23 protein-coding genes are annotated in these 25,070 nt (G+C 47.2%); 9 read left to right on the top strand and 14 right to left on the bottom strand.

Annotation, left to right across the window (positions count from 1 at the left end):
• Positions 1-571 precede the first annotated feature (571 nt).
• From Q0785_RS01330 to Q0785_RS01320, 3 genes are read right to left on the bottom strand one after another with little or no spacing between them, the layout of a single operon-like run.
• Positions 572-1,504 carry an EamA family transporter gene (locus tag Q0785_RS01330; protein WP_298824112.1) on the bottom strand — a complete coding sequence of 311 codons (933 nt, stop codon included), beginning with the start codon at positions 1,502-1,504 and terminating at the stop codon, positions 572-574.
• 54 nt (positions 1,505-1,558) lie between these two features.
• Entirely contained in the window at positions 1,559-2,620 is a 1,062-nt protein-coding gene (locus Q0785_RS01325; RefSeq protein WP_298824110.1) for a CopD family protein, read from the bottom strand.
• A complete protein-coding gene (locus Q0785_RS01320; protein ID WP_298824108.1) occupies positions 2,617-3,156 on the bottom strand; it encodes a copper resistance CopC family protein in 540 nt (179 codons plus the stop codon). Before Q0785_RS01320 ends, Q0785_RS01325 begins: the two co-directional genes overlap by 4 nt.
• A 165-nt stretch (positions 3,157-3,321) precedes the next feature.
• Here Q0785_RS01320 and Q0785_RS01315 point away from each other — a divergent pair, with 165 nt between their 5' ends.
• Positions 3,322-5,328, top strand: coding sequence for a bifunctional diguanylate cyclase/phosphodiesterase (locus tag Q0785_RS01315; RefSeq protein WP_298824105.1), 2,007 nt, complete (start codon positions 3,322-3,324; stop codon positions 5,326-5,328).
• 581 nt (positions 5,329-5,909) lie between these two features.
• Here the strand turns inward: Q0785_RS01315 and Q0785_RS01310 are convergent.
• From Q0785_RS01310 to Q0785_RS01290, 5 genes are all read right to left on the bottom strand, one after another.
• Positions 5,910-6,377 (bottom strand): threonine/serine exporter family protein, encoded by a 468-nt coding sequence (locus Q0785_RS01310; protein WP_223639946.1) that lies wholly within the window; start codon positions 6,375-6,377, stop codon positions 5,910-5,912.
• A 12-nt stretch (positions 6,378-6,389) separates the two neighbouring features.
• Positions 6,390-7,145: a threonine/serine exporter family protein gene (locus Q0785_RS01305; protein WP_298824096.1), complete on the bottom strand. Its 756-nt coding sequence runs from the start codon at positions 7,143-7,145 to the stop codon at positions 6,390-6,392.
• 114 nt (positions 7,146-7,259) lie between these two features.
• Positions 7,260-8,399: a zinc-dependent alcohol dehydrogenase gene (locus Q0785_RS01300; RefSeq protein ID WP_298824093.1), complete on the bottom strand. Its 1,140-nt coding sequence runs from the start codon at positions 8,397-8,399 to the stop codon at positions 7,260-7,262.
• 105 nt (positions 8,400-8,504) lie between these two features.
• Positions 8,505-10,670 carry a beta-propeller domain-containing protein gene (locus Q0785_RS01295; protein ID WP_298824091.1) on the bottom strand — a complete coding sequence of 722 codons (2,166 nt, stop codon included), beginning with the start codon at positions 10,668-10,670 and terminating at the stop codon, positions 8,505-8,507.
• Between the two features lie 68 nt (positions 10,671-10,738).
• A complete protein-coding gene (locus tag Q0785_RS01290) occupies positions 10,739-11,920 on the bottom strand; it encodes a DHHA1 domain-containing protein (RefSeq protein WP_298824088.1) in 1,182 nt (393 codons plus the stop codon).
• A 109-nt stretch (positions 11,921-12,029) separates the two neighbouring features.
• Here Q0785_RS01290 and Q0785_RS01285 point away from each other — a divergent pair, with 109 nt between their 5' ends.
• The gene (locus tag Q0785_RS01285) at positions 12,030-12,941 is read left to right on the top strand and encodes a diacylglycerol kinase family protein (protein ID WP_298824085.1); all 912 of its coding nucleotides are present in this window, start codon (positions 12,030-12,032) and stop codon (positions 12,939-12,941) included.
• A 99-nt stretch (positions 12,942-13,040) separates the two neighbouring features.
• On the opposite strand, the gene Q0785_RS01280 is transcribed toward Q0785_RS01285, so the two are convergent.
• Positions 13,041-14,207 carry a saccharopine dehydrogenase C-terminal domain-containing protein gene (locus Q0785_RS01280; RefSeq protein ID WP_298824082.1) on the bottom strand — a complete coding sequence of 389 codons (1,167 nt, stop codon included), beginning with the start codon at positions 14,205-14,207 and terminating at the stop codon, positions 13,041-13,043.
• An 18-nt stretch (positions 14,208-14,225) separates the two neighbouring features.
• The gene (locus Q0785_RS01275) at positions 14,226-15,707 is read right to left on the bottom strand and encodes an aldehyde dehydrogenase family protein (RefSeq protein ID WP_298824080.1); all 1,482 of its coding nucleotides are present in this window, start codon (positions 15,705-15,707) and stop codon (positions 14,226-14,228) included.
• A 385-nt stretch (positions 15,708-16,092) separates the two neighbouring features.
• On the opposite strand from Q0785_RS01275, the gene Q0785_RS01270 reads away from it, so the two are divergent.
• Together Q0785_RS01270 and Q0785_RS01265 are read left to right on the top strand one after the other, a co-directional pair.
• Positions 16,093-16,962, top strand: a complete 870-nt coding sequence (locus Q0785_RS01270; RefSeq protein WP_298824075.1) for a MerR family transcriptional regulator — start codon at positions 16,093-16,095, stop codon at positions 16,960-16,962.
• Entirely contained in the window at positions 16,955-17,083 is a 129-nt protein-coding gene (locus Q0785_RS01265) for a hypothetical protein (RefSeq protein WP_298824073.1), read from the top strand. The genes Q0785_RS01270 and Q0785_RS01265 overlap by 8 nt, the downstream gene beginning before the upstream one ends.
• Before the next feature lie 53 nt (positions 17,084-17,136).
• On the opposite strand, the gene Q0785_RS01260 is transcribed toward Q0785_RS01265, so the two are convergent.
• From Q0785_RS01260 to Q0785_RS01245, 4 genes are all read right to left on the bottom strand, one after another.
• Complete coding sequence (locus Q0785_RS01260) at positions 17,137-18,099, bottom strand: rhodanese-related sulfurtransferase (RefSeq protein WP_298824070.1); 963 nt, start codon at positions 18,097-18,099, stop codon at positions 17,137-17,139.
• Between the two features lie 252 nt (positions 18,100-18,351).
• Positions 18,352-19,302, bottom strand: a complete 951-nt coding sequence (locus tag Q0785_RS01255; protein ID WP_298824068.1) for a D-glycerate dehydrogenase — start codon at positions 19,300-19,302, stop codon at positions 18,352-18,354.
• A 75-nt stretch (positions 19,303-19,377) separates the two neighbouring features.
• Complete coding sequence (locus Q0785_RS01250) at positions 19,378-19,989, bottom strand: DedA family protein (protein WP_298824065.1); 612 nt, start codon at positions 19,987-19,989, stop codon at positions 19,378-19,380.
• A gap of 13 nt (positions 19,990-20,002) precedes the next feature.
• Positions 20,003-21,091 carry a metallophosphoesterase gene (locus tag Q0785_RS01245; protein ID WP_298824062.1) on the bottom strand — a complete coding sequence of 363 codons (1,089 nt, stop codon included), beginning with the start codon at positions 21,089-21,091 and terminating at the stop codon, positions 20,003-20,005.
• A gap of 270 nt (positions 21,092-21,361) precedes the next feature.
• Between Q0785_RS01245 and Q0785_RS01240 the strand changes: the two genes are divergently transcribed.
• The 5 genes from Q0785_RS01240 to Q0785_RS01220 all read left to right on the top strand — a co-directional run bounded on the left by Q0785_RS01240 (position 21,362) and on the right by Q0785_RS01220 (position 24,777).
• Entirely contained in the window at positions 21,362-21,709 is a 348-nt protein-coding gene (locus tag Q0785_RS01240; protein ID WP_223639878.1) for an ABC transporter permease, read from the top strand.
• 13 nt (positions 21,710-21,722) lie between these two features.
• Complete coding sequence (locus Q0785_RS01235; RefSeq protein ID WP_298824055.1) at positions 21,723-22,361, top strand: PspA/IM30 family protein; 639 nt, start codon at positions 21,723-21,725, stop codon at positions 22,359-22,361.
• Positions 22,362-22,425: 64 nt separating this feature from the next.
• Positions 22,426-23,124: a cell wall-active antibiotics response protein LiaF gene (gene liaF / locus Q0785_RS01230; RefSeq protein WP_298824053.1), complete on the top strand. Its 699-nt coding sequence runs from the start codon at positions 22,426-22,428 to the stop codon at positions 23,122-23,124.
• Positions 23,121-24,167 carry a sensor histidine kinase gene (locus Q0785_RS01225; RefSeq protein ID WP_298824051.1) on the top strand — a complete coding sequence of 349 codons (1,047 nt, stop codon included), beginning with the start codon at positions 23,121-23,123 and terminating at the stop codon, positions 24,165-24,167. The genes liaF and Q0785_RS01225 overlap by 4 nt, the downstream gene beginning before the upstream one ends.
• Entirely contained in the window at positions 24,142-24,777 is a 636-nt protein-coding gene (locus tag Q0785_RS01220) for a response regulator transcription factor (protein WP_298824048.1), read from the top strand. The genes Q0785_RS01225 and Q0785_RS01220 overlap by 26 nt, the downstream gene beginning before the upstream one ends.
• The last annotated feature ends 293 nt before the right edge of the window (positions 24,778-25,070 follow it).

The raw sequence follows: 25,070 nt of genomic DNA, 5'->3' as shown, positions 1-25,070 counted from the left end.
TTCATCATGTTTATACCGGATCCTGCGCTTCAGGCGGACGCTTTCCACGGGCTCGCGCCGAACTAACTCGGACTGGCGCCCGAGTGGATTTCGGCACTTCGCTGTTCCCGCAGGAAGCGAGTCGGGCTGTGCCTGACTCGTTTGCGACGAAGCAGCGCAGCGATGCAGGAGCATATCTTTGCCCTTCGCCGCCTGGCGCTCCGGATCCTTGAGTGAAGAATCCTACCAGATTTGTAGAGACTACATTTCCTAAAGTTGACTAGCAAGCTTCTCTCTTTGATTAAAGCAACACCCTCCCCACCGGGCTGGCCACGAAGACTCCTGTGGGAGCAGCGCAGCGACGAAAGCTGAAGACCCCGCAGGAAAGGCATTGGCCGAAACTTGTGAGGCCAAGCCTTTGCGACGAAGCTAGCGCAGCGATGCAGGAGCATGGGTTTTCCAGTGACGAGGAGGCTGAAGCTGAGCCCACGGAAAGCGAAGTGGCTGGACCGGTTGGGGATTATGCACCGCTATACATTTTGCTCAGACTTTGTCTACAGTCTGAGCAAAACTAGTTTTGCTTTATCTGTGTTTATTCAGAAGACTGCGGCTCCTGAGTCCGCCCTTTTTTCTTTTTCGTATTTCCGGCGAGCGACAGCCACGTGACGAACACCAGCATCAACAGCGCGCCGAGCATTTGAACCGGCGACAGGACCTGGCCGAACCAGAACATGGAAATGACCATTGCCGTTAAAGGCTCAAGTGATGACAGGATACTGGTTTCAACTGCCGTGATATAACGCATGCTGCTGAGGAACAGGACGAAAGCTGCTGTTCCGATGAAGATGATCGCGATGATTGCCCCAATAACAGGCGGTTCGGCTAAAATCGGCCATTCATCTGACAGGAAAACCGGGTTTACCAGTCCCAGGAAAACCCCGCCAAAAAGCATCGACCATCCCACAACAACCAAAACTCCCCATTCCTGCATGAGCCGCGCTGGATACAGCGTATAGAAGGTAAAAGCCAATCCCACGAGAACTCCCCAGAAAAAAGCTTCTCCACTGATGATCAGTTGATCCGGCCTGCCATTGGTCAGCAATAGAAATAACCCGGCTAAAGTGCCTACCATTCCGATGATCTGGTAGCTGGGCGGCATTTTTTTATGGGTCATGGAAACAAACAGAATGACATAAACAGGAGCCAAGAATTGCATCAATGTCGCCACTACTGCGTTGCTTGCTTCAATGGCCGCGACAAAGCTGTACTGGACACCGAGCATTCCGAGTATCGAGAATATCAGCAAGGGCCGAACCCAATACTTATTGCGGAAAATTGCTGTAATTCGGACGCCTTTCAGTTTCAGGAACAGAAGCAACAAAAGACCCGCTACGGTCAAACGAATGGTTAAAAGAAACGGTACAGAGATACCGTAAACTTCCATTGTCCATTCCATCAAAGGACCTGTAGCTCCCCACAGTATGGCCCCGATCAATATCATGGAAATCCCTTTTAAACGTTCCATTCCCCCACTCCTTTCCATAGAAAAACCAATCCCGGAAGATTGGCTGCAACTTAATTAAAATGAAAGATTCAACATCAATCCTGTGTAGAAACAGATGATGAATCCAATACCGAACAACAAGGACAGCCAGGCATTCAACTGACGGGAAAAGCCCAATAGCATCAATGCCAGTAAGAGCAAGCTCAGCCCCATCAGCAGCGAGCCATTCAGCGTCAAATCCAGTCCAGCTGTAAGCGGGATGTATAATGGCCCAGCCAATTGTTCAATAAACCATCCACCGCCTTCGATACGCAAGGTATCATTAACATCGTGAGGCGGTGCCTGCTTGCTCATAAAAGCAGTAAAGACAAAGACGACAACCAACAATACGCTTTCAAGCTTCAACCAAGACTGCTGAAACACTTTCTGTCTGTTGAGAAATCCATTGATTAATGCTGCCAGCAGCACCGGAATGATGCTTATATGTTTCAACAGCAGCAATTGTCCATACGGCAAAGCCCAAGAGTTTGCATAATCGGATGGTGCCACGAAAAAGAACATGATGACAATTCCACTGGCAATAACCGCAGCTACACAGAAAAAAGCAAAAGGAGTAAACCAGGCCAGAAAACTGCGCCAGTTCGCTCCATCTTTTGTAAACCAAGCCACATGGAGCAAAACTCCAGCCCACATCGACAGGAAGAGAATATGAATCGATTGAAGCGCAAATCCAGTCCAGAGGTCAAGCGTCGAAATATGGCTATAGAAACCGACTGTCAAAATAAGCAGGAACAAATACAATCCCTGGGTATGCCGGCTGCCCCCAAAATAGATGGTGAAAGACAGGATGATACTGAGCAGTAAAGTGATCAACCATCCCTGTCCAATCCGAAACCCGGTAATGGCATTCAGCCAAGCTTCTCCCCAGCCTTGGCTTCCCTGCAGAAAGACCACCAGTTCATAAACCGGGAAAAATGATAGCAGAACGATGCCTGTGGTACTGAGCAGGAGCAGAATTTTAGATTCAGCAAGCGGTGGTTTCCGGTCTTCCGGTACAAACTGCAACACGATATAACCAGCAAGATACGAAAAAGCGATATACAGCAAGACATCGGCAATTGCGGTGAAAAACGTCATTCTTTCTTCAACAGTAATTTATAGATTCCATAGATGACCAAAACACCAGCAAGGACAAGCAAGACGGTCACCATCCAATTACCGCCACCCTCATCTTCAGCCGCTTGTTCAGCAGACTCAACAACGGGGTTTTCCAGCTCTTCCGCTACCTCAGTCTCGACTGGCGAAGTCTCCACTTCTTCCTCAGCTTCAATAGAGACACCGAAGGCTACTTCTCCTTCAATCGGATGTCCGTCTTCTCCGATAATATTCCATAGAATACGATACGATCCATTCGGTAAAGCTTCCTTGAAATCCCCTACCATCGTATCCTCTGTAATAGCAATATTGGCGAATTCGAAAGACTCGCTTTCTCCTTCAATTGTCATTGTGCTGCCTTCTTCGATTTTCGTCCCGAAAACCAGCTGCACTTCCTCTAAAGCTTCAGCTACATTTTCGCCTTCAGCGGGCGTTGAGGACAATAAAGTTGTATGCGCTTGAACCGAAAAAGGTATACTTGTAATTAGGAATAATAATACAAAAAGTTTCTTTAACATTTTCTTACCTCTATTTTCATATGATTTATGCCTATTCTCTCACGATTACCAGCGAAAGGATAGTGAAAAATCCGTGAATTTCCTGTAGAGATTATTTTGAAAAGGATGACGATAGACCTTTTCTTCTTTATAATGAAAATAACTACGGTTAAGGAGCGTTAATAAATGAGTGAATTGCAAGGAAAACTGGCTGATACCCTCGTTTTTAATCATATCCCTTTCCCCATCATCATAATCGATAAAAACGGCTTGATTGTCTGGTGCAACCAGCATGCCGAGCGCGTTTTCCAAATAGAATCCGAAGCCGTCAAAGGACAGCTTTCTCCTTATATGAATCCCGAAAAAGCAGCATTAAGCAAACATCCATGGGATAAATTACTGCATACTGAGGAACCGGTGAGATTTGAAGATGTGGAAATAGAATTGAGCGAGGGCATAAAAGCGTATACAACAGTAGTAGCCAAATCCTATACATCCGACAACGAACAGTTCGTCATGACCATCTATGAACTCGATGAAGCGGATGAAGACGGCTCTGCCCCTAAAGAATTAAATCAATTACGAAATGGTTTGGATGACTCGTTCATGCTGCTGTATTTTGATGAAGAATTTTTGATCACATATGCAAATCCATTGTTCCTGAAATTGAGCAAATGGACTCCGAAACGGATCTTAGGAAAGCCTGTATGGCATATGTTCGGAGACGGTGAAGAAGAAGTCCAATTCGTAGATTCCATTCTTTCCACGTTAAGAGAAGGTAATGTCTGGAACGGCGAAGCGAAAAAGGTGAAAAAAGACGGTGAAGTTTATTGGGTTGATTTGACAGCAATTCCGATGCAACTTTCGAGTGAGGACACGTATTATATTTTCCTGGAAAAAGACATTACAGCAAATAAGAAAGCCCAACAGCATCTCGAAGAAATCGCTTTTATCGATCCTGTGACTGGATTGGAAAACCGTCACCGGCTTGAGCAGGTAGTCAATGAATACATAGAAGAAGGTCGGCATTTCTCCTTTATTTTTCTGGATATTGACCGTTTCTATACGCTGCGCGATGTTTCCGATACAGACACGGAAAACGAATTGCTCACCGAATTCACCAAGCGCCTGCGGATGTACTTTTCCGATTCCATCATCACACGTGCCGGTCTGCATGAATTTGCTTTAGTGACCCCTTTAAGCAATTGGTTTATCGAAGGATTTCTCCATTACCTTCAGCAACATCCGATTTACCTGAAGGGTACGGCGGTGCCGATGACCATCAGCGGCGCCATTACAAAATACCCCGAAGATCAGCAAAGCTTCATGCATTTGATCAAAGCTTCCTATGCAACAATCAAAAAAGTGAAAGATCGCGGGGGCAGTGCTATTGCCGCGTTGACATCCGATGATCATGAACGGTTGAATCGTAAAGCACTTATCGAAAAACGGCTCATCTACGCATTGGACCGTAAGAACTTGCAGCTTTTGTACCAGCCACAGGTCAATTTGAAGAACGGTAAAGTGGAGCGCGTCGAAGCATTGGTGCGTTGGACCGATTCAGAAATCGGTGTAGTCACGCCAGATGAGCTCATCCCGATTGCAGAAGAAAATGGCTTGATCAACGAAATCGGCAGCTTCGTTATTGAAACAGCCTGCAAACAATTAAAAGACTGGAAGGCCAAAGACATCGATCTGCAGATCAGCATCAACTCATCCATCCGTGAATTCAGGGACAAGGATATGGCGAAGATGCTGCTTGAACAATTGAAGGTCAATAATTGCCAAGCCAGTTCATTGATGATCGAAATCACTGAGAAATTCGCTCTCGAAGCCGAAGCAGAACGTTCGATCATGGCACAAATGAAAACTCTCCATCAGGCAGGCATAAGTTTTGCATTGGATGACTTCGGGACTGGCTACGCTTCGTTCCGCTATATGCTTATGTTGCCAATATCTTCATTAAAAATAGATCAAATGATTATACAGTCGATCACAAAACAAGAAAAAATACAAAAATTGATCAACGGCATGATTCAGTTCGGAAAATCCCTCGACTTCCAAGTAACAGCAGAAGGCGTTGAGACAAACGAACAATTTGAACTCCTGCGCGCCATGGGCTGCGACAGCCTCCAAGGCTACATCATCGGCCACCCGATGAGTGCCGGGGATTTGGAGAAGTGGTTGGGGTAGACAGAAAAGCGGAAACGGCCGTTAAGCTCCGACAGGCATAAGACGGTCTGGCGAAGCAGCATTTTTTCAGCTGCACAGCCAGAGTGGCTTATGTCCCGAGGAGTTGGCCGTTGGAGCTGGACACTAGAAAAACGGAAACGGCCAACAGCAGAAGCTAACCTAAGAACGCGACTTCCTGTCGCAACGGTTAGCTGACCCGCATCCTGCGGCCCTCCGACAAGCGCTGGAAGCCTTACCGGTAATGGCGTTCTTTTTGCCATTGCGGGTAAGGCTGAAGCGACTCGAGGGGCTGGCTGCTGGAGCTGGACAAAGAAAAGCGGAAACGGCCGTTCAGCTCCGACAGGCAAGAGATGGCTCAAAGGCAGTTTGAGCCATCTCTTTGCGACGAAGCACAGAGTGCTGCAGGAGCAATAAGGTCTTAGGCAGACCAGCAGTGTGGCGCTCTTTGCCACGCGGCTGGATTGGCTTATGACCCTAGAATCTGGCTGCTGCAACTGGACAACACGAAAAGCGCAAGCGCCCAAAAGCACAACCCAACCAACATTTACCTAAAACATAAAAATGGGTCTGACAAACAAGAATTATTCTTGTGTCAGGCCCATTTTTCTTTGTATTCTTCTAGCCTGCCGCTTAAAGTACAGCTGCATCAGCACTTCAGCAAAAACCAGCCCCATCGCAACAGCTCCGGAGATCATCAATGCTTCGGAAGCAAAAGCGATAGCTTCCAAGTGATTGTTTTCGACGATGTTTCTCATAGCGTTGTACGCCTTGCTTCCTGGCACTAATGGAATAATTCCAGCGATACTGAAAATGATCATCGGCATCCGGAATTTTTTAGCCAGCAAATGTGCCACGATCGAAACAGCAAATGCGCCGGCAAAAGAAGCCTGAACCGAATCGTCAAAGGCCAGAAAGAATGCGCGGTAGATGAGCCAGCCGCTCATCCCGACCAGCCCGCAGCTGACCAGGGTCCGGCGCGGGGCATTGAAGATGACACCGAATGCGCCTGCTGCCAAAAAACTGAGAAATGCTTCCAATGGCCAGTTCATCTGATTACCCCCTTAAAATGATAGTACTACTGCAATTCCAGCGCCGATAGCAAATGCCGTCAAAAAAGCCTCTGCTCCCTTGGATAATCCTGATACGAAATAACCTGCCATCAAATCACGTACCGCATTGGTAATCAGCAATCCCGGAACCAGCGGCATGATGGAACCGATGATCAACGTATCCAAATTTGTCGCGATTCCGGTATAAACAGCGATGGACGCGAGTATTCCGATGACAAAAGCGCCGATGAATTCAGCAAAAATCTTTACGCGTGTTTCAATCAGTATAGCTTCCACAATGATGAACCCAATTCCGCCGATCACAAAAGGAAAAGGAATATTGGACCAACTGCCACCCAATAAAATAAAAAAGCAGGCACTCGCCACTGAAGCAGCCAGTGTCTGCACCCATACACTGGTTCGGTAATTGGTTTGGTCAATAATCATCATTTCATCATAAGCCTGTTGCAATGTATATTCACCGGATACCAGTTTGCGTGAAACCGAGTTGATAAGCGCCACCCGTTCCAAGTCGGTACTCCGGTTATTGATGCGGACAAATCGTGTAGCAAGCTCTTCACTTGGAGAAAACATGATACCTGTGGGTGTTACGAAGCAGTGGGAATTCACCATATTTTGTGATACCGCCATCCGGATCATCGTATCCTCGACACGGTAGGTTTCAGCTCCACTTTCCATCATGATTCTGCCAGCCAGCAAAAAACAATCCAACGCGAGTTCACGCCTAGTCTCTCCTATTTGCGCCACATGCGTCTCTCCTCTCGCTGTCGGTTTCTGTACTCATCATAACGCACATAGGCAAAAAATTAAACGCCCCAGTAAATCGGGGCGTTTAATAAAACTTTTATCGTATGTGGGAAGTTATGGTTTCAGGACGACTTTCGTACAATTGTCCTGATGGTCATTGAAGATTTGATAAGCTTCACTGGCACTTTCCAACGGCACGATATGCGAAATGATTTCGCGCGGGTCAAATTCGCCATTTTCGATTTTTTTATACAGCATCGGCATCAAGTGGATAACTGGTGCCTGTCCCATTTTCAAGGTGACATTCCGTTCGAACATGTTACCAAGCGGGAACATATTGTAAGTCAGTCCGTAAACACCAGTCAATTGAATGGTACCAAATTTGCTGACAGCGTCTTTTGCGATATCAATGGCGCTGAGCGTACCGCCCTGCAGCATCAGCTTTTGCTGTGCAGCTTCGGCCGGTGACTTTTTACCGTCCATCCCTACACAATCGATGACGACATTCGCGCCACCCTGCGTGATTTCGTGGATCAGCGCGCCCGTGTTGTCATGTTTACTGAAATCAACAATTTCTACATTGTTCATTTTTTTGGCAAGTTCCATTCGGTAAGGAATCTCATCCACTGCAATAACGCGGCTCGCGCCTTGCATCCAAGCAAATTTCTGTGTCATGAGTCCGATCGGGCCACATCCCAGAACGACTACAGTATCCCCTTTTTTCACACCGGCATTTTCAACACTCCACCAGGCTGTCGGCAAGACGTCTGATAGGAACAGCAATGATTCATCTTCCAATTCGGAGGATTCAGGAATAACAAGAGGCATGAAATTGCCATAAGGTACGCGAAGATACTCAGCTTGCCCTCCTGCATAATCGCCATAGCGCTCCGTTAACCCAAAATACCCGCCCGTATCGAAATGGGGATTGCCGTTTGAGTTGTCGCATTGGCTCTCTAATTCATTGCTGCAATAAAAACAGTGGCCACAGCTGACGTTAAAAGGAAGGACGATGCGATCGCCTTTTTTCACTTTGGTGACATCCCGTCCGACTTCTTCCACAATCCCCATTGGCTCATGGCCAATGACGGTGTCTTTTGTTGTCGGCAATGCACCTTGATAAATATGCAAATCTGTACCGCAAATAGCGGTTGAAGTTATTTTTACAATGATATCTTCTTTTTTCTGAATTTCAGGATCCTTAACATTTTTCACCTGCATATTTTTTGTTCCTTGAAACGTTACTGCTTTCATCGATATCCCTCCATTTATAGTTTTCAGAATACTTCTCAACTTCCCTTTTTCTGCTAATTAAAAACATAAAAAAAGAAGAGAGCGATAAAAATCCGCCTCTTCCCGCTATCTATCAAATACCAGACTACCGATTGGTTCGAATGTATCCAATCCATAGCTTTTGATTTCACCATTCGCCACTGTGTACAATTCCCCGCCAACATAGAGGATGCGCTGAATGGCCGTATTCCAGTCTTCGTATTGGTCATCGGTTTGTTCAATTAAATTTGCGGCTTGTGAAATTCCGTCTGGTGTAATGGTGTAGATCAGTGCACCTTCCCCTTCAAACTCCACATAGTCACCACCAGTTTCTGCGTATAGCGCAGCAGGAAAACCAAACAGGTTTTTTTCCTGATGCGTAAACAATGCTTTGTGGTCATATTGGAGCGCCGAATAGGTTCCGGGTCCGCCGATAATCTCTGTATCTTTTTCCAGTGGGTCAGTAAAATCGCTGACATCAAACAAAGAAATTTTCATGCCGCCTGTCACAACCCGAGGTTCTCCACCTTTTACTGGCACCAGTTTCGTATCATAGCCAAAGCCGATCAAATGATCCTCATCCAACGGGTGAAGATAATTTGAGAAGCCCGGTATTTTCAGTTCTCCAAGCACTTCTGGAGAAGATGGGACAGAAACATCAATGACGAAAAGCGGATCGGTTTCTTTAAAGGTCACCATGTAGGCTTTTTGTTCAATAAAACGGGCTGAATAGATCCGTTCTCCGGGAGCCAGATCTTCCACCGATCCCACTTGGTTCATCTGCCCATCGAGGATGAACAGATGATTCTTCGACGGGGAAGTCAAGTCCCATGCAATTCCTTCTGTCGTTACTGCCCTAAAGTAGCCATTGTATTCATCCATGGAAAACTGGTTGAGCAAGGAACCTGTTATTTCTGCAGAAGCCAGAAAATCGACAGCTGTTCCGCTCAAACTGAATTTAAAGACTTCAGTATTTGCCTGCTGTGGCAGCCAGATAGCCATTTCCCTGTTGCCTGGCATTTGCTCCTCATCCAATGGGACATAAGCAGAAGCTGTTAAATAAAGACTTTCTTCATTCATGTAAAGCTGCTCATTGCCTCCTAAATACCCTTCTGTCGAGATGTCGTTGGTTTCAGGAGCATTCAAATCGATGGTTGTAATGACGCTGTAGCTGCCCTCCATAGTCCCCGGCAAAACCGCGATGCTGTCATAAGGCAGAGGCTGAAGCTCGCCTCCGTCATTTGAGTCATACCGATGCGGCCGCAGTTCAGGTTCATCCTGCTCTTCCAGAACCCAATAATCCGGATAGACGTTGGTGACAAAGTATAGGACATCGTTTGCCAGCCTTGCGCCACTTAAATTTCCTTCAGCGCCGAATTCTCGGATCAGCTGGGGGGATTCAGGACTGCTGATGTCATATAAATAGACAGAGGTGATGCCTAAATGTGGCAATTGGCTTTGCGGCAGCTGAAAGTTATCGATTGGCATGGCTGAAAAACGGCTTCCCATGACCACCAATGTATCTTCCGATAAGAAAAGCTGCTGCGGGTAGGTTTCTTCTGTAAAGGGCAGCTCAGCTGCGACAACCATCTCCTGCGGATTTCGGACATCAGAAATCACCACACGCGATTCACTGATGGAGTAGATATACGAACCATCCGTTTTCACAAGATCGGCTTCATCCACACCTTCCACCTGGTTATTGGTAGTCGAATAATCCCCATTCGCTCCCGAGCTTCCGCTTTCACCTGCTGCAGAGTCGGCGGATTCTGCGGTCTCTTCACTGCCTTCCTGCATGATACCTCCGAATTGCCGGTTGTTTTGCTGCATTTCCATCAGACGCGCGAAATAGTTCCGCAACTCTTCTTCACCCGATAGTTTTTCCAGTTGTTCCTGTACAGCGAAAGAAACTTCTGTATCCACTAAACTTTTCATAAAACTGTTCTTTAATGCTGCGTTTTTGATATGCAACTGGTATTCACCTATTGGAATCCCTCGAATTTCCAGCGTCTTTCCATTTTCATGGATAAATATTTCGGTGTCGACACGGTCACCATTTTCATCCGTGATGTATATATACCCCTTATCAACGGCCTCCTGATGGAGCGATGAAGAAAAATTGGCCTTCCATCCCTGCTCTGCTAAAGCGACAGAGGAAGCACTGACTGATACTTTATCATTGAAAAAAACAAACGCCAGACCGGCAACTGCAATCGCAATGGCAGCAATGAGCCAGATTTTTTTCTTCTTCATGACCACTCACGCCCTTTCAGACATCCCTTTATCCATTAGACAGAGAAGCACTGGAAAAGTTACACATTTCATTTGAAATTTTTTATGGCTGTCCGGAAAACATCCTTGAATATTTCCGGTGATTTATCGGTAGCACCGCCACCTTGAGAAAATTGTGCGTTCCCACCGCCTTTGCCTTCAGTCAACGCCAAAAGTTGCTGCAGCACTTCACGCATATCACCCGGCGCCTGTTCTCCTTTTGCACAGACAAAGCGCACATCTCCTTCTGAAGTGCTGATGAACAGTACGGTTACTGAAGGATTTTTACCAATCACCAAGCGGGCAAGCTGTTGCAGTTCCTTAATCGGGCGGCCTTCAAAGAGCTTTTCTACAATTCCATCAGCCGGATTAATCGTCTCAGCTTCCAGGTTCAACAGCTGTTCCTGAAGATTTTTGATGGTTTTGTCAGCAGATGCCTTGTCAGCCAGCAGAGCTTTCGCTGCCTCCGGCAATTCGGCAGCCGGTGCATTCAGTTGAGCCACCAGTTTATCAGTCGTTTCCATCAGAAAGTTGAAATGATGCAAGGCACGATCACCGCATAAAAAATAAACCCGCATTCCGCCTTTGGCTTTCTCTGTGGAAATGATCTTCAACAAACCGATATCCGCTGTATTGTTGGGATGGGTTCCTCCGCAGGGATTGAAATCAATTCCTGCAATTTCAACCAGCCGGATATCGCCTTCCACTACCGGCGGCTTTCTCAGATTCAGCTCTTTTGCTTGTTCGGAAGTGACCCAGCGATCGGAAATCGAAAGGCATTGGCGGATTAAATGATTCGCCTTATTCTCGACTGCCAGCAACTGTTCTTTTGTTGCCGAATCTAAATCCAAATCGATGGAGACCCGCTCTTTTCCTAAATGAAAACTTTGGGTCTTGAAACCGAAATCATCTTCAAGCAAAGCACTCAATAAATGTTGCCCCGCGTGCTGCTGCATATGATCCCACCTTCTCTGCCAATCCAGTTGGGCAGAAAAGCTGTCTTTCGGCAGTTGGATATCCGTGTAATGGCGGATTTTTCCTTCGACCGACTGTACATCCAGGACTTTGGCAGGTCCAATCTCCCCTGTATCTGCCGGCTGTCCTCCACCTTCAGGATAGAAGCAGCTTTGGTCCAGGATGGCGTAATAGCCGGCTGCGTCCTTTCTGCTGTCCACCACCTTCACTTGAACTTCTGAAATTTTCGAATCCTGGTAATATAATTTAATTGTCATAGTGGCACCTCTTTTTTATAGTTGCTTTCATTTTACTGGCTTCCGTTGTTTATGTAATCTGGATTAGTGGAATTACATAAACAAATAGAAGTACAGGAGGACATATGAAATGCCTAAGTTCAATCGTTCCGTATTATTGTATAACGGCAATGCAGGAGCGTCTACGGTAGACGCGGTTCTGCGACTGGCTGTACCTCATCTGGCTGAAGTGTCCAAGTCACTCGAGCTGATCAAAACCGATTCGCCGGAGGAATTCGAGAATGCCTGTCAAACTGCTGCAACGCATGCGGATATTCTGTTTATTGCCGGTGGTGATGGAACTGTCCATTCTGCGGTCCGTGCTTTAGCCTCCGTTCCCGCTCCGCCTCCAATGGCTATTATTCCAAGTGGTACCTGTAATGATTTCGCACGTACCTTGAACATTCCTTTGGACTTGGACTTAGCGGCTTCAGAATTGGTCAATGGGGAAATCAAAGAGATCGATACAGGAAAAATCAACGGCGGCTCTTTTCTCAATTTTGCCGGAATCGGCCTGATTACGGATGCTTCTTCAAACATTGATCCCCACCTGAAAGAACGTTATGGAAAAATCAGCTATTTCATGAGCGCGCTGCAGTCAATGCGGCAGGCAGAACCATTTCCAGTGCATTTGAAGATTGACGGAATCAGCTATGCCGAGGAGGGTGTGCTGGTGCTTGTCATGAATGGCAAGTCGATCGGTACGCATAACTTTCCACTCGCAACGATTGACCCGGCAGATGGGCTGCTGGACCTGTTTATTATCCAAACTTCATCTTTGGCCGCTTTGCGAGAGTGGTTTTCTTTATCACAGCCTGAAGTGGTCGCAGAGGAATTGGAGCATATCACCCATTACCAGGGAAAATCCATTTCCATCAAAACAGAAGAAGAACTCGACGTGGATACCGATGGCGAAATCTATTTGACCACGCCACTCGACATCGAGATTCAGCCTGGCAGCCTGAAAATGCTGGTCCCGAAAAAAGTGGAAGAACTTCTATAGGAATTGAAAAGGGGGATGGCACCGATTGGGGCCATCCCTCTTTTACTTCTTGACTGTACATACTTTAGCGCTCTTCATTCTATAGATACACACAAACCTTTAATTCTGAAGAGCTGAACGATGAACGGTTTCTTTGATTTCCACGCCGCGCTTTGCCATCTCTGCAATATATTCATCTCCTGGCACAACCATTTCCGGTGGGTAGGCACCCGCCTTATCGATTATGCCTTTGCCGATCATCTGTGCGACAACTGAAATGGTATAGGCGGTCGCACGCGCCATTGCGGTAACGCCCGTATCAGGATCTTTCACCGTCACCATATTGTATTCATAGCTGATATCCTCTCCAGCCTTCACGCCTGACACCATCACCCGCAGAACAACGGCATCCTGCTTGTCCCCAAGTGCCGTTATGGGTTCCAACACAGCCTTCAAGACCGAACGTAGCTTCACTTCATGCCCTTCCACTTGGACTGTTTTTGTCCGGTCGGTAAATCCTAAATCAACCAATAGTTTAAATTTCTCAGCATGGCCTTTGTAGCGCAACGTCTTGTATTCCAGTGAATTTATATCGCTGAAGGTATCCGTCAACGTCGACGTTCCTCCAGATGTGTGGAAGGCTTCCAACTCACCGAAGCCTTCAAATTCGACATGTTCAATTTCAGATAAGGATTCAACTTCCAACAGGTTCCCTTCACGGATGACATGGGATTTATCCGTGTAATGGTCGAACACGCCTTCCAGCGAAAAAACATGATTGTATTCGAGCGGCGGTTCCGGATGAACGGGAATGCCACCGACATACAAACGGATATCCGATACTTGGTCAAGCTTGCTGGCACCATAACCCGTAAGGATATTGATCATTCCAGGCGCTACCCCCAAGTCTGGAATGAGCGTAATACCCTTTTGCTGTGCCTGTTCATGCAATTCCAGCACAGCATCCGTCGCTCCGCCAATATGGCCGCCCAAATCGACAGCGTGGACACCGCATTCAAGCGCAGTAGCCGCCACTTTTTCATTGAAGGTATAGAAAAGCGCATTAATGACGATATCTCCTTTTGCAATAACTGCGGCCAATGCTTCGTCATTGGCCGCATCCAATTCCAGCACTTCCAGCTTGCTGCTGCCGAGCTGGTCTTTGAAGAGTGTGGCCTGTTCAGTATTCCGATCTGCTAAGATTACCAGTTCCACAGCATCGTCAGCGACCAAGTCCCGAGCCGCCTGCTTCCCCATCAAGCCTGCACCTAATACGACGACTTTCATCTCTCTATCCCCTTTCCCTTAAACTTCATTATCGATTTGGGCACGCTGCAATTTACCGCTGTAATCGACATAGACGCTTTTCCACTCCGTAAAGACATCCAATGCCGCAACGCCGGAATCGCGGTGGCCGTTGCCAGTGCCTTTCGTCCCGCCGAACGGCAAGTGAATTTCTGCTCCTGTCGTTCCTGCGTTTATATAGACGATCCCCGTATCCAAATCACGCTGAGCTTTGAACGCACGATTGACATCAGCCGTATAGATAGAGCTGGACAAACCATAGATCACACCATTATTGACATCAATAGCCTCTTCAAAACTCGAGACTTCGATCATCGATACGACTGGACCAAAAATCTCTTCCTGCGCAATACGCATATCCGGCGTCACATCCGCAAACAATGTCGGAGCGTAATAGTTCCCTTTATCATAGATGCCGCCTGTCAGGATTTCTCCACCTGCTAAAAGGCTGGCTCCTTCTTCTTGGCCAATCGTGATATAGGAATGGATTTTTTCAAGGGCTTTCCGATTGATGACCGGTCCCACTTTAATCGATTCATCTGTGCCATCGCCGATCGTCAAGGTTTCCATTTTCGACAGCAGACGTTTCTGCAACTCCTCTTTGACTTCTGCATGGACAATCACCCTGCTGCAGGCCGTACAGCGCTGGCCGGCAGTACCGAATGCACTCCACAAGATTCCTTCCACAGCCAAATCCAGGTCAGCGTCCTCCATGACAATGACAGCATTTTTGCCGCCCATTTCAAGTGATACTTTTTTCAGGTTGCGTCCTCCCGCTTCTGCCACTTTGCGTCCTGTCTCAGTCGATCCCGTAAATGAAATGACCCGCACGCCTTCATGTTCAATAAGTGCGGTCCCGACCTCTGAACCAGCTCCAAAGACAATATTCGCGACGCCCTCGGGAAGGCCGACTTCTTCAAATATCTTCGCCATTTCATAAGCCATCATCGGCGTTTCGGTTGCTGGCTTCCAAACAAAGGTATTGCCGGCCACAATCGCCGGAAACGATTTCCAGGTGGCGATGGCTATCGGGAAATTCCATGGAGTAATCAGCCCCACCACACCAATCGGAGAGCGGATGCTCATCGCGAATTTGTCCGCCAGTTCCGATGGCGTCGTTTCACCGAACAGTCGCCTGCCTTCCCCGGCCATATAATAGGCCATGTCGATTCCTTCCTGAACTTCGCCACGCCCTTCTTCGATGACCTTCCCCATTTCTTTGGTCAACACTTGAGCCAGCTGTTCTTTTCTCTCTTTCATCAGCCGCCCGATTTCATATAAATAATCCGCACGCCTGGGTGCCGGAACTTTCGCCCATTTTTTCTGTGCTGTCTGGGCCGCTTTTACCGCTGCATCGACATCTTCTGCGGTAGACATGCGCACTTGCGCCAACTCTTCCCCATTTGCCGGGTTCAGTACGGGCTGGAATTTCGCCTGTTCAGCCTGCTGCCATTTGCCGTTTACAAAATTGGTCAATTTCATTGTCATTGCCCCTTTCCTATAGCGATTAATGAGAGCGCTTTCAACTTCATTATTTCATAGATATCTAGTAAATCCTAGGAGATTTCTGAAATATCTGTTTTTTATTTTTCTATAAGCTAATCCTTATACTCTATACTGATTTCTAAAGGGGCAATTCAAGAGGATTGTTTTTGCATAAAGGTTTTGAACTGTACTTTCTAATGCAATATCAGCCGTTGCCGAACAACGCGAATCCATTTCAAAGCAGGTAGTAGATGCCGACACCCAGTTCTTCGACTTTTCTACACTGCTATAAGAAAGAAATAATACATTTTCACGTCTTTTTCCCTAAACTATTGACACTGACGGTGCGTTATAGTGTATTTTAAAGAGAGAGGTGATTAGATTGTACAAAGTACAAGAAGTAGCAAAAATAGCGGGCGTCAGTGTCCGTACTCTCCATCACTATGACAGCATCGGTTTATTGAAACCATCAAATATCGGAACGAACCGATATCGTTATTACAATGGTGGAGATTTAAAATTGCTTCAACAGATTTTATTCTTGAAGGAACTGGATTTTTCATTAAAGAAAATCCAGGAGCTGGTAGCTGATGGCTTTGATCGGGAATACGCATTGTCGCAGCACATTGAGTTGCTGGAACAGAAAAAACACCGCATCGAAAATCTGATCCGCAATGCGGAACTGACCCAGCAAGAGCTGCAGGGTGCACAGAGTTTGACCGACACCGAACGGTTTTCCGCTTTCGCGAGCAGTAAAGCAGAAGACTTGATGAAGAAATACCAAAAACCCGACACCGGCATATCTGTTTTGGAACCGGTTGAACCGCAGCTGGAATCCTTGCAGGCTGCATCCGGCGGATACGGTGAAGAGTCAGCTGTTGCCGTTGCGGTCGCACCCGTTGAAACAGCTCTATACGAAGAACCTGCCGCAACAATGAGCGAGCCGGTACAAGTGGAAAAAGAAGAAGAAGATTTAGATGAGATCAACCGCGAAGGGGATCGCATTTACAACACGGTCGCCAGCTTGATGCACCTGCATCCACAGACGGATGCCGTCCAACAGGAAATGAAAGCATATTATACGCTTTTGAATCGTTTCTATGACTGCTCACCGAAAATGTTCCGTGGCCTTGGCGATCTATATGCATCAGATAGCCGTTTCGCCAACAATATCGACCAGCACGGCAAAGGCTTGGCTAAATACCTGAAAGACGCGATGTACATCTACGCCGAAGGTTTACAGGATGCTTGAGCTGATCGGGCCATGCAGTAATTGTGGCAAAGACGTCTATTGCCGTGATGGTTTTCTCGATGGAGTTTATGTAGACGGGGAATTGGTCTGCTTCGACTGCCAGGAAGAAGTCGAAAAATAAAGCGAACAAAAAAAGAAGCTGCCGAATCAATCGGCAGCTTCTTTTGTATTCATTTATACTTCAGTTGTTTCTTTCAAGGCATCCAGACGCGCCTGTACCTGCTCCCCAGTCAAACCGTGTTCGAAAGCATAACGGTTGCGTGGATGTTCGCGGCACTCGTCTGAACATGATCGCATATACTTGTGCTCGTTTTCTTCAGAAGCCAGAATCTTCGCGTTGCAATCTGGATTTGCGCAGTTTACATAGCGTTCGCAAGGTTCGCCTGTAAAATGATCTTTGCCGACAATCACGTGTTCCAATTGGTTTACCGGTACAGCAATCCGCTCATCGAATACGTATAATTGGCCATCCCATAGGTCACCCTTCACTTCAGGGTCTTTTCCATAAGTGACAATTCCCCCGTGCAATTGAGCGACATCCTCAAAACCTTCTTTTTTAAGCCAGCCAGAGAATTTTTCACAGCGGATTCCGCCTGTGCAATACGTCAAAATTTTCTTGCCTTCAAATTGCTCTTTGTTATCGCGGATCCATTCAGGAAGGTCGCGGAAGTTTTCGATATCCGGACGGACCGAGTTACGGAAATGCCCAAGGTCATATTCATAATCATTGCGCGCATCCAAAACGATCGTGTCCTGCTCCTGCATTTGTTTGTAGAATTCGACCGGCTCCAGATAAGTCCCTGTCAATTCGTTCGGATTGATGTCTTCTTCCAGTCCGAGATGAACAATTTCTTTTTTCGCACGTACGTGCATTTTTTTAAACGCATGCCCTTCAGCGGCATCAATTTTAAAAACGATGTCGGAGAAGCGCGGATCGCTTTTCAACATTTCCATATAAGCTTCAGTTTGTTCAATCGTTCCTGAACACGTCCCATTGATCCCTTCTTCGGATACGAGGATACGGCCTTTCAGCTCGAGTCCTTTGCATGCTGCCAAATGCTCAACTGCAAACTCCTCCGGGTTTTCAATCGGTGTATATAAATAATAAAGTAAAACATTGTGTGTATGATTTTGCATGAATCATACCTCCTATTTCCTCAATTTGCTTCTGTGCCATAAAGGCAGCAAAACCTCAATCATTTTACAATAAATAACGCCAAACTTCAACTTCTGCAAAGTTGAAAAAGTGCAGAGCCCAAGTTCAGGCCTTGCGCTATGCTCGATATTCCATTGCTGAAGGGCCACCTTGCCGCATTTAGATCCAAGCGGCAGCTGGTTCTTGCATTTCAAAAAAGGCAGCTGAACGTCAGCTGCCTTTTCCTGCCTCACTCAGCAGACTCTATTCTTCACTGATTTATTTTCCAGGCACGCCTTGATTGCTTCGGCATTCAAAGCCATCATTTCAAGACGGGTTTGAACAGTGGCACTGCCGATATGCGGCAGCACTGTCACATTCGGCAGCGTCAATAAGGGATGGTCCAACGGCACCGGTTCCTGTTCAAACACATCGAGGCCAGCACCCCAGATTTTGTTTTCTTTCAATGCTTCATACAAAGCCATTTCATCAACGATGCCCCCTCTGGCGACATTGATCAAACAGGCCGTTTCTTTCATCAAGGCCAGCTCGTCCGCTCCGATCATCCCTTCTGTCTCAGGCGTCAACGGTGTCAGAATCACGACATAATCCGAAACCTTCAGCAGCTCCTCAAACTCGGCATAACGTACGTCTTCCAAGCTCCGGCGCGTACGGTTGTGGTACAGGACATCCATACCGAAACCGTGGGCTCGCCTGGCCACGGCTTCACCGATCCGTCCCATTCCGATGATGCCAAGCGTGGCACCAGCAACGTTCTGGCCAGTCATCCCCATCGGCGTCCAAGATTTCCATTCCCCTGAACGAACCGATTTTTCTGCCTCAATGATTCTGCGGGCGGTAGCCAACATCAAGGCAAAGGTCAGGTCTGCTGTGGATTCTGTTAAGACATCCGGTGTATTGGTGACGGTCACGCCATGTTTTCTGGCAGCCTCCAAGTCGATATTGTTGTAGCCAACTGCCAGGTTGCTGACGATTTTCAGATTGGGTGCCGCTTCAAACACCTCATTGTCTATTTGATCGGACAGCATGGTCCAAAGCGCATGCGCCTCTTTCGCTTCTTCCAGTAACTTTTCGCGCGGCGCAGGTGTGTCTTCTTCCGGCCACATCCGGACTTCATACAATTCTTCTAATTCGGCTACTGCCTGATCTGGCAACTTTTGCGTAATGAATACGATCGGCTTCATAGAAACCCTCCATCCTCTATTATCCTATAATTATAACAATTAAAAAAACTGCCGGCAATTGCCGGCAGTTTCCTGTTAGTCGCGTGTTCTTATTTTTTTGACGTAATACCAGACAGCCACAACTGCACACAGTCCGATCAATGCATAGACCACGTTGGAGTAAAGTTCCAACTGCCGCATGATCTCTTCCCGGTTTTCCCCGACTGCTTCACCGACAAACACCAACACCGTATTCCACAGCAAGGTGCCGAGAGTGGTGAAGCTTATAAACAACCAGAACTTCATATTCGACATCCCGGCAGGAATGGAAATCAAGCTGCGGAGCAATGGGACCAAGCGGCCAAAAAACACAGTCCAAACACCAAAGCGATCAAACCAAGCGTCCGCTTTGTAGATATCTTCCTTCTTTACACGCAGCCAGTTGCCGTATTTGTCGATGATCTTTTCCAGCCGCTCGACATCCAGCAATAAACCGACGCCGTACAAAATAACTGCTCCAAGGACCGATCCGGCAGTGGATGCCAGTACTACTCCCGGTATCGTCATTTCAGTCGTTGTCGTCATAAATCCACCGACCGTCAAAATCACTTCCGACGGAATCGGCGGGAATACGTTCTCCAACATGATGAGCAGGAAAATTCCGAAATAACCATAATCTGACATAACCGAAGTAATCCAATCTTCCATGTAAACACTCCTCTTACGAAGTTGGCCGGAAATTCATCGTGACCGACCACAACTCTGAACGGCTTCCAATCCGCAATGGCGGTCCCCAGAAGCCGAATCCTGAAGACACCAAAAAATGCGTCTTCTTAATTAGACGGTAGCCGTAATCCAACTCAAAAATCCGCTTCGTCAATAGATGGTTTGGCCACATCTGGCCTTTGTGGGTGTGCCCAGACATATGAAAGTCCGCACCTAACTCGACCGGCATCTTCAGATCGGAGGGGGTATGATCCATTATAATCCAGGGCAGTCCCCCTTTTTCCGGCTTCAACTGAGACAGAGGACGCCGTTTCCCATTGGTTCGGTCTTCACGCCCCGTCAAATAAAAACGATTCGCGATTAGAATAGTTTCATCTCTTAAGATATTCACACCTGATTTTTCCATCATCCGCACCAATAACGGGATTTTTTTGCCGTAATACTCATGGTTTCCTAAAACGCCATAAACGCCAAGAGATGGATTCAACTGCTCCATCACTTCTGACATGCCATAACGCGCATACCAAATCGGGTCGTCATCCACCAGGTCTCCTGCTAAAAACACAACATCCGGCTCAAGCGAGTTGGTTTTTTCAACAAAACGCCGCAAATGCCTTTTGCCTGATAAAACACCCAGATGGAAATCAGAACCGATAACCATATGCAGCGGCTCTGCCTCTTGCCCTTCCACTGTGAGCTCCAACTTACGGACAACCGGGCTATAGGCAAAATAAGTGCCGACAATGAATATCGCAAGCAAAATGATACCCGTTGCCGATCCGATGAAAAACAAATCGTCTCTAAAATTTACCACTAACACGATGAGATTCGCCACGGGTATCAGTAGAATCGCATATTGCAAAAAAGCGAACCAATACGAACCGAGAATCGTAAAGCCAAGCCATTTGTGGCCGATCCGCCCGATGACATAACTGTAGGCGATAATTACCCAGAGAACCGCAAATAACCAAGGGTTGATTCCATCTACAAAACTGCTCAGCCAACTGAAGACTGCCCAGCCGAGATATGCAATAAGCCCAGTATAGATCAATAGGGCACCGCCAATGCCCGTCAGTATTTTCATAGAAAAACGCCTCTTTCTTCTTTATAAGATGGAGCATATACAAAGTTCATTGTTCTCCATGCATTAGTTAAAAGCCAGTTTCTTCAGTTCAACTTGTATCGTGAAAATTATTATAGCATTCCATCTGCCAATCTTTCGCAGCAGAACTCCTGAAAGTCGGATGTAGATGCTTCTACGCCTCAAGACCTAGTAAAAGATGCAGTCAGAGACCGTATTGGAAAATGCGCCCACTTAGTATGATTAGGGTAGAAATTGAGAGGAGGAAACAAGATGAACAAATTTTGGTTAACCACCCTCGGCATCATTGCCGGAATCGTCGCACTTTCCAATTTGGGACCCATCATCGGATTGGCCGTATCCCTATTAGTCGTATACGCAGGGGTGCATTATTACTTAAGAAGCATCTCGGCCTTGGCTAAATTCTGGTGGGCTTTCGTCGGCGTACTCGGAGGACTTGCAGCCATATCGAATGTGCCGGCATTGATCGGCGTTGCTGCAATTGCCGGATTGTGGATGATCTACCGCGCATGGAATGGCCAAAGCGTTTCGGTCGCAGCTGTAAAAGAAAGCGATCCATTCACGAACTTTGAACAGCAATGGAACAAATTGACCAAATAAGGAGGAAACGAATATGACAACTTTATGGGACCGTTTCAAATTTGCCGTCGCAACCGACCTGGATGCCGTCGTCGCAAAGAAAGAGGAAAAAAATCCACTTGCATTATTGAACCGCTATATCACAGAAGCAGAAAACCAGACAACAGCTACAGGAAAATGGGTGGAGCGCCAAGCACAGCTGAATGGTAAACTGGAGAAGGAATTGGCTGAAGCTTCTGCTATGCTCGACAAGCGCCAAAATCAGTTGGAATTGGCTCAGTCTTCGGGTGAGAGCGATCTTGCTGATTTTGCCGCTATGGAAGTCGAGGCTTATGCTGCACGCGTTAAAGTGCTGCAAAACAACCTGGATGAAAACATTGCCGAACTGACGGGCCTTGAGCATCGCTACGAGGAAATGAAGCACAAAGTGAAAGACATGAAAGTGAAGCAGCTGCAATTGATGGGCAAGGAAAATGCAACGCGCGCCCATCATCAGATGGATAAAGTACTGAGCCCGGAACTTGTCGCCGAGCGCATCGGTTCATTTGACGACATGGCGTCTTATATTACAACACTTGGCGCTAAAGTTGAAGAACGCCATGAGCATTCCGCAATGGAACGACGCTTGGAATCTTTAGAAAAAAATAGCGCAAACCAAAAAGAAATTGTTTAAACTGAAATGAGAAGAAGTTTTTCTTCTTCTCATTTTTTCTGATACAAAGAAGGAGGCAAAAGCCATGCAGCATTTTACAACAAACAGACAAGCGTTTTTTCTATTGAGCGCTTTATTATTGATCTTCGTGGAAGCTGCTTTTTTCGGAAACGGCAGCGTGTTTTTGATCCTTCTTGGTATCGGAACGATCTACTATGCATTACGAAATAAAGTGAAATACCGCCGTTCTTACTTTTGGACGGGCGCCTTCCTCATCGGGGTTTCCATCCTCTCGATGTGGAGCCTGCGGCTGATGGTCTTCGGGCTTGCCATCTACCTCCTGATCCGGTTGTGGAAAGGGGAAGAATGGCTGCAGACTGCACCGCTCCAAGGCTCTACAGATAAGGGCCTGATCCAGAACAAAGTCATGGCCGCACAGAGCACACCCATTGAATCTTATGAGTGGAAAGATATTCATGTACAGGGATTTATCGGTGATATTCTGGTGGACGCCACCCAAACCGTATTGCCGAAAAAGACCTCATTGATTTCCATACGGCAAGGTTTTGGAAAAGTCCAAGTCGTCGTCCCCTACGAAATTCCTGTAAGAATCTTCTATTCGACGCTGTTGGGAGAAGCCCGCTTTTTCAACGGGAACAACCAACGGATCCTTAATGGCACGGTCCACGCAGAAGATGGATACCCAGCGGACGCCGGCAATAAAGCCGAGTTGATCATTTCCGTGACCACCTGGATGGGAGATGTCGAGGTGATCCGCAGATGAGACAGATTTTGCCCCGCAGCCTGTTTTTCATTTCCCTCTTTGCCTTGATCGTGTTCAGCATCCTTTTTGCCTTGCTCGGACTGCCGACAGTCAATAGCTGGTCGGTCCTGTGGGAAGATTTCATTGCTGGCCTGCCTCTTGGTATTTGGCTGCTTGTTCTGATGCTCGCTTTGTCTGTCGGCATCTCCTGGTGGACCGAATCCTTGTCACGGTCTAAGGTACAGGAAATTGAAGAGATTTTCCAGGCACTCTTGCGCAATGAAGACGAGACCGTTGTCCAAGCTGCCCAAATGAAAACCTTGCCGCGTAATTTATCCAGTTCCATCCTGAAATTGCAGAAGCTTCTGGAGTCACAGCGCAAAAGTCTGACCCGCATTGCCAATGAACGTGCGGAAACACAGGACCAAATCATCCAGGAGCGCTTAATCATGGAACGTCAGCGTTTAGCAAGAGAGCTCCACGACTCTGTTTCCCAACAATTGTTCGCTGCATCCATGCTATTGTCTTCCATGACCGAAAGTGGGGACGCGCAGCCAGGGCTGCTTCAGACCGAGAAGATGGTCCAGCAGGCCCAATTGGAGATGCGGGCGCTGTTGCTGCATTTGCGTCCCGCTGCCCTGCACGACAAGAGCCTGCGCCAGGGATTGTTCGAGTTGGTCAGTGAGCTGAAGGAAAAAGTCTATTTTACAATCGAGCATAAACTGGAAGAGGTACCTTTGCAAAAAGGGGCCGAAGACCATCTGTTCCGCATTGCGCAAGAAACGTTATCGAATACATTGCGCCATTCCAAAGCGACCGAGGTTCATATCCTGTTTGTCGAGCGTGATAATTTCGCGATCCTGCGCATTCAGGACAATGGCGTCGGCTTTGAAAGCGAACAATCCAAATCGACTTCCTACGGCCTAAAACATATAGAAGAACGCGCCATTGAAATCGGTGCGACCAGCAAAATCGTTTCCGTGCCTTCTGAAGGTACGATTGTGGAAGTAAAAGTTCCGATCGAAAGGAAGAAAACCCATGATTCGAATCTTATTAGTGGATGACCATGAAATGGTGCGCATCGGTGTCTCTGCCTACTTGCAATCCCAAAAGGATATGGAGGTTGCCGGTGAAGCCACGAATGGCCAGGAGGCGGTTGAAATGGCATTGGAGCTGCGCCCCGACCTGATTTTAATGGACATGGTGATGCCCGTCATGAATGGTGCAGAAGCGACAAAAGCTATCATCGACCGGTGGCCGGAAGCGAAAATCATGATTGTCACCAGTTTTCTGGATGACGACAAAGTCTACCCGGCCCTTCAGGCGGGAGCAGTCAGCTACATATTAAAAACATCAAAAGCGTCACGGATCGCCGACTCTATTCGTGAAACCATGAACGGCACCCCGGTTCTCGAACCCGAAGTCATGACCAAAATGATGAAGCAGATGCGCCATGAACGTGTCCTTCACGACGATTTGACCGAACGCGAAATGGAAATCCTTCTGTTGCTGGCTTGCGGTTTGACCAACCAGGAAATTGCCGATAAATTGTTCATCGCCTTGAAAACCGTCAAGACTCATGTCAGCAACATCCTTGCAAAGCTGGAGGTCCATGACCGGACCCAAGCGGTCATCTATGCCTTCCAGCATAAGCTGATTTCTCCACCTAAATAAAAAAATCCGGACAGCGTAGATGCTGTCCGGATTTTTTGCTTAGTGAAATATGATTTTTCAGCTGTTCTTTCAGTGTCCAGACTTCAGCGCCCAGCTCTTTGGGTCATAAGCCAACCCAGCGCCGTGGCAAAGAGCGCCACTCTGCTGGTCTGTCTTATGCCCGGCAGAGCTACATGGGCGCTTTCGCTTTTCTTTGTCCAGACTTCAGCGCCCAGCTCTTTGGGTCATAAGCCACTCCGGCTATGCGGCAAAGAACGCCGCTTCGCCAGATCGTCTTATGCCCGGCAGAGCTA

It is taken from the genome of uncultured Planococcus sp. (assembly GCF_947501725.1).
Lineage (GTDB): Bacteria > Bacillota > Bacilli > Bacillales_A > Planococcaceae > Planococcus > Planococcus donghaensis_C.
Note: the sequence above shows the minus strand (reverse complement) of the source record. Positions and strands in the feature narration are given on the sequence as shown.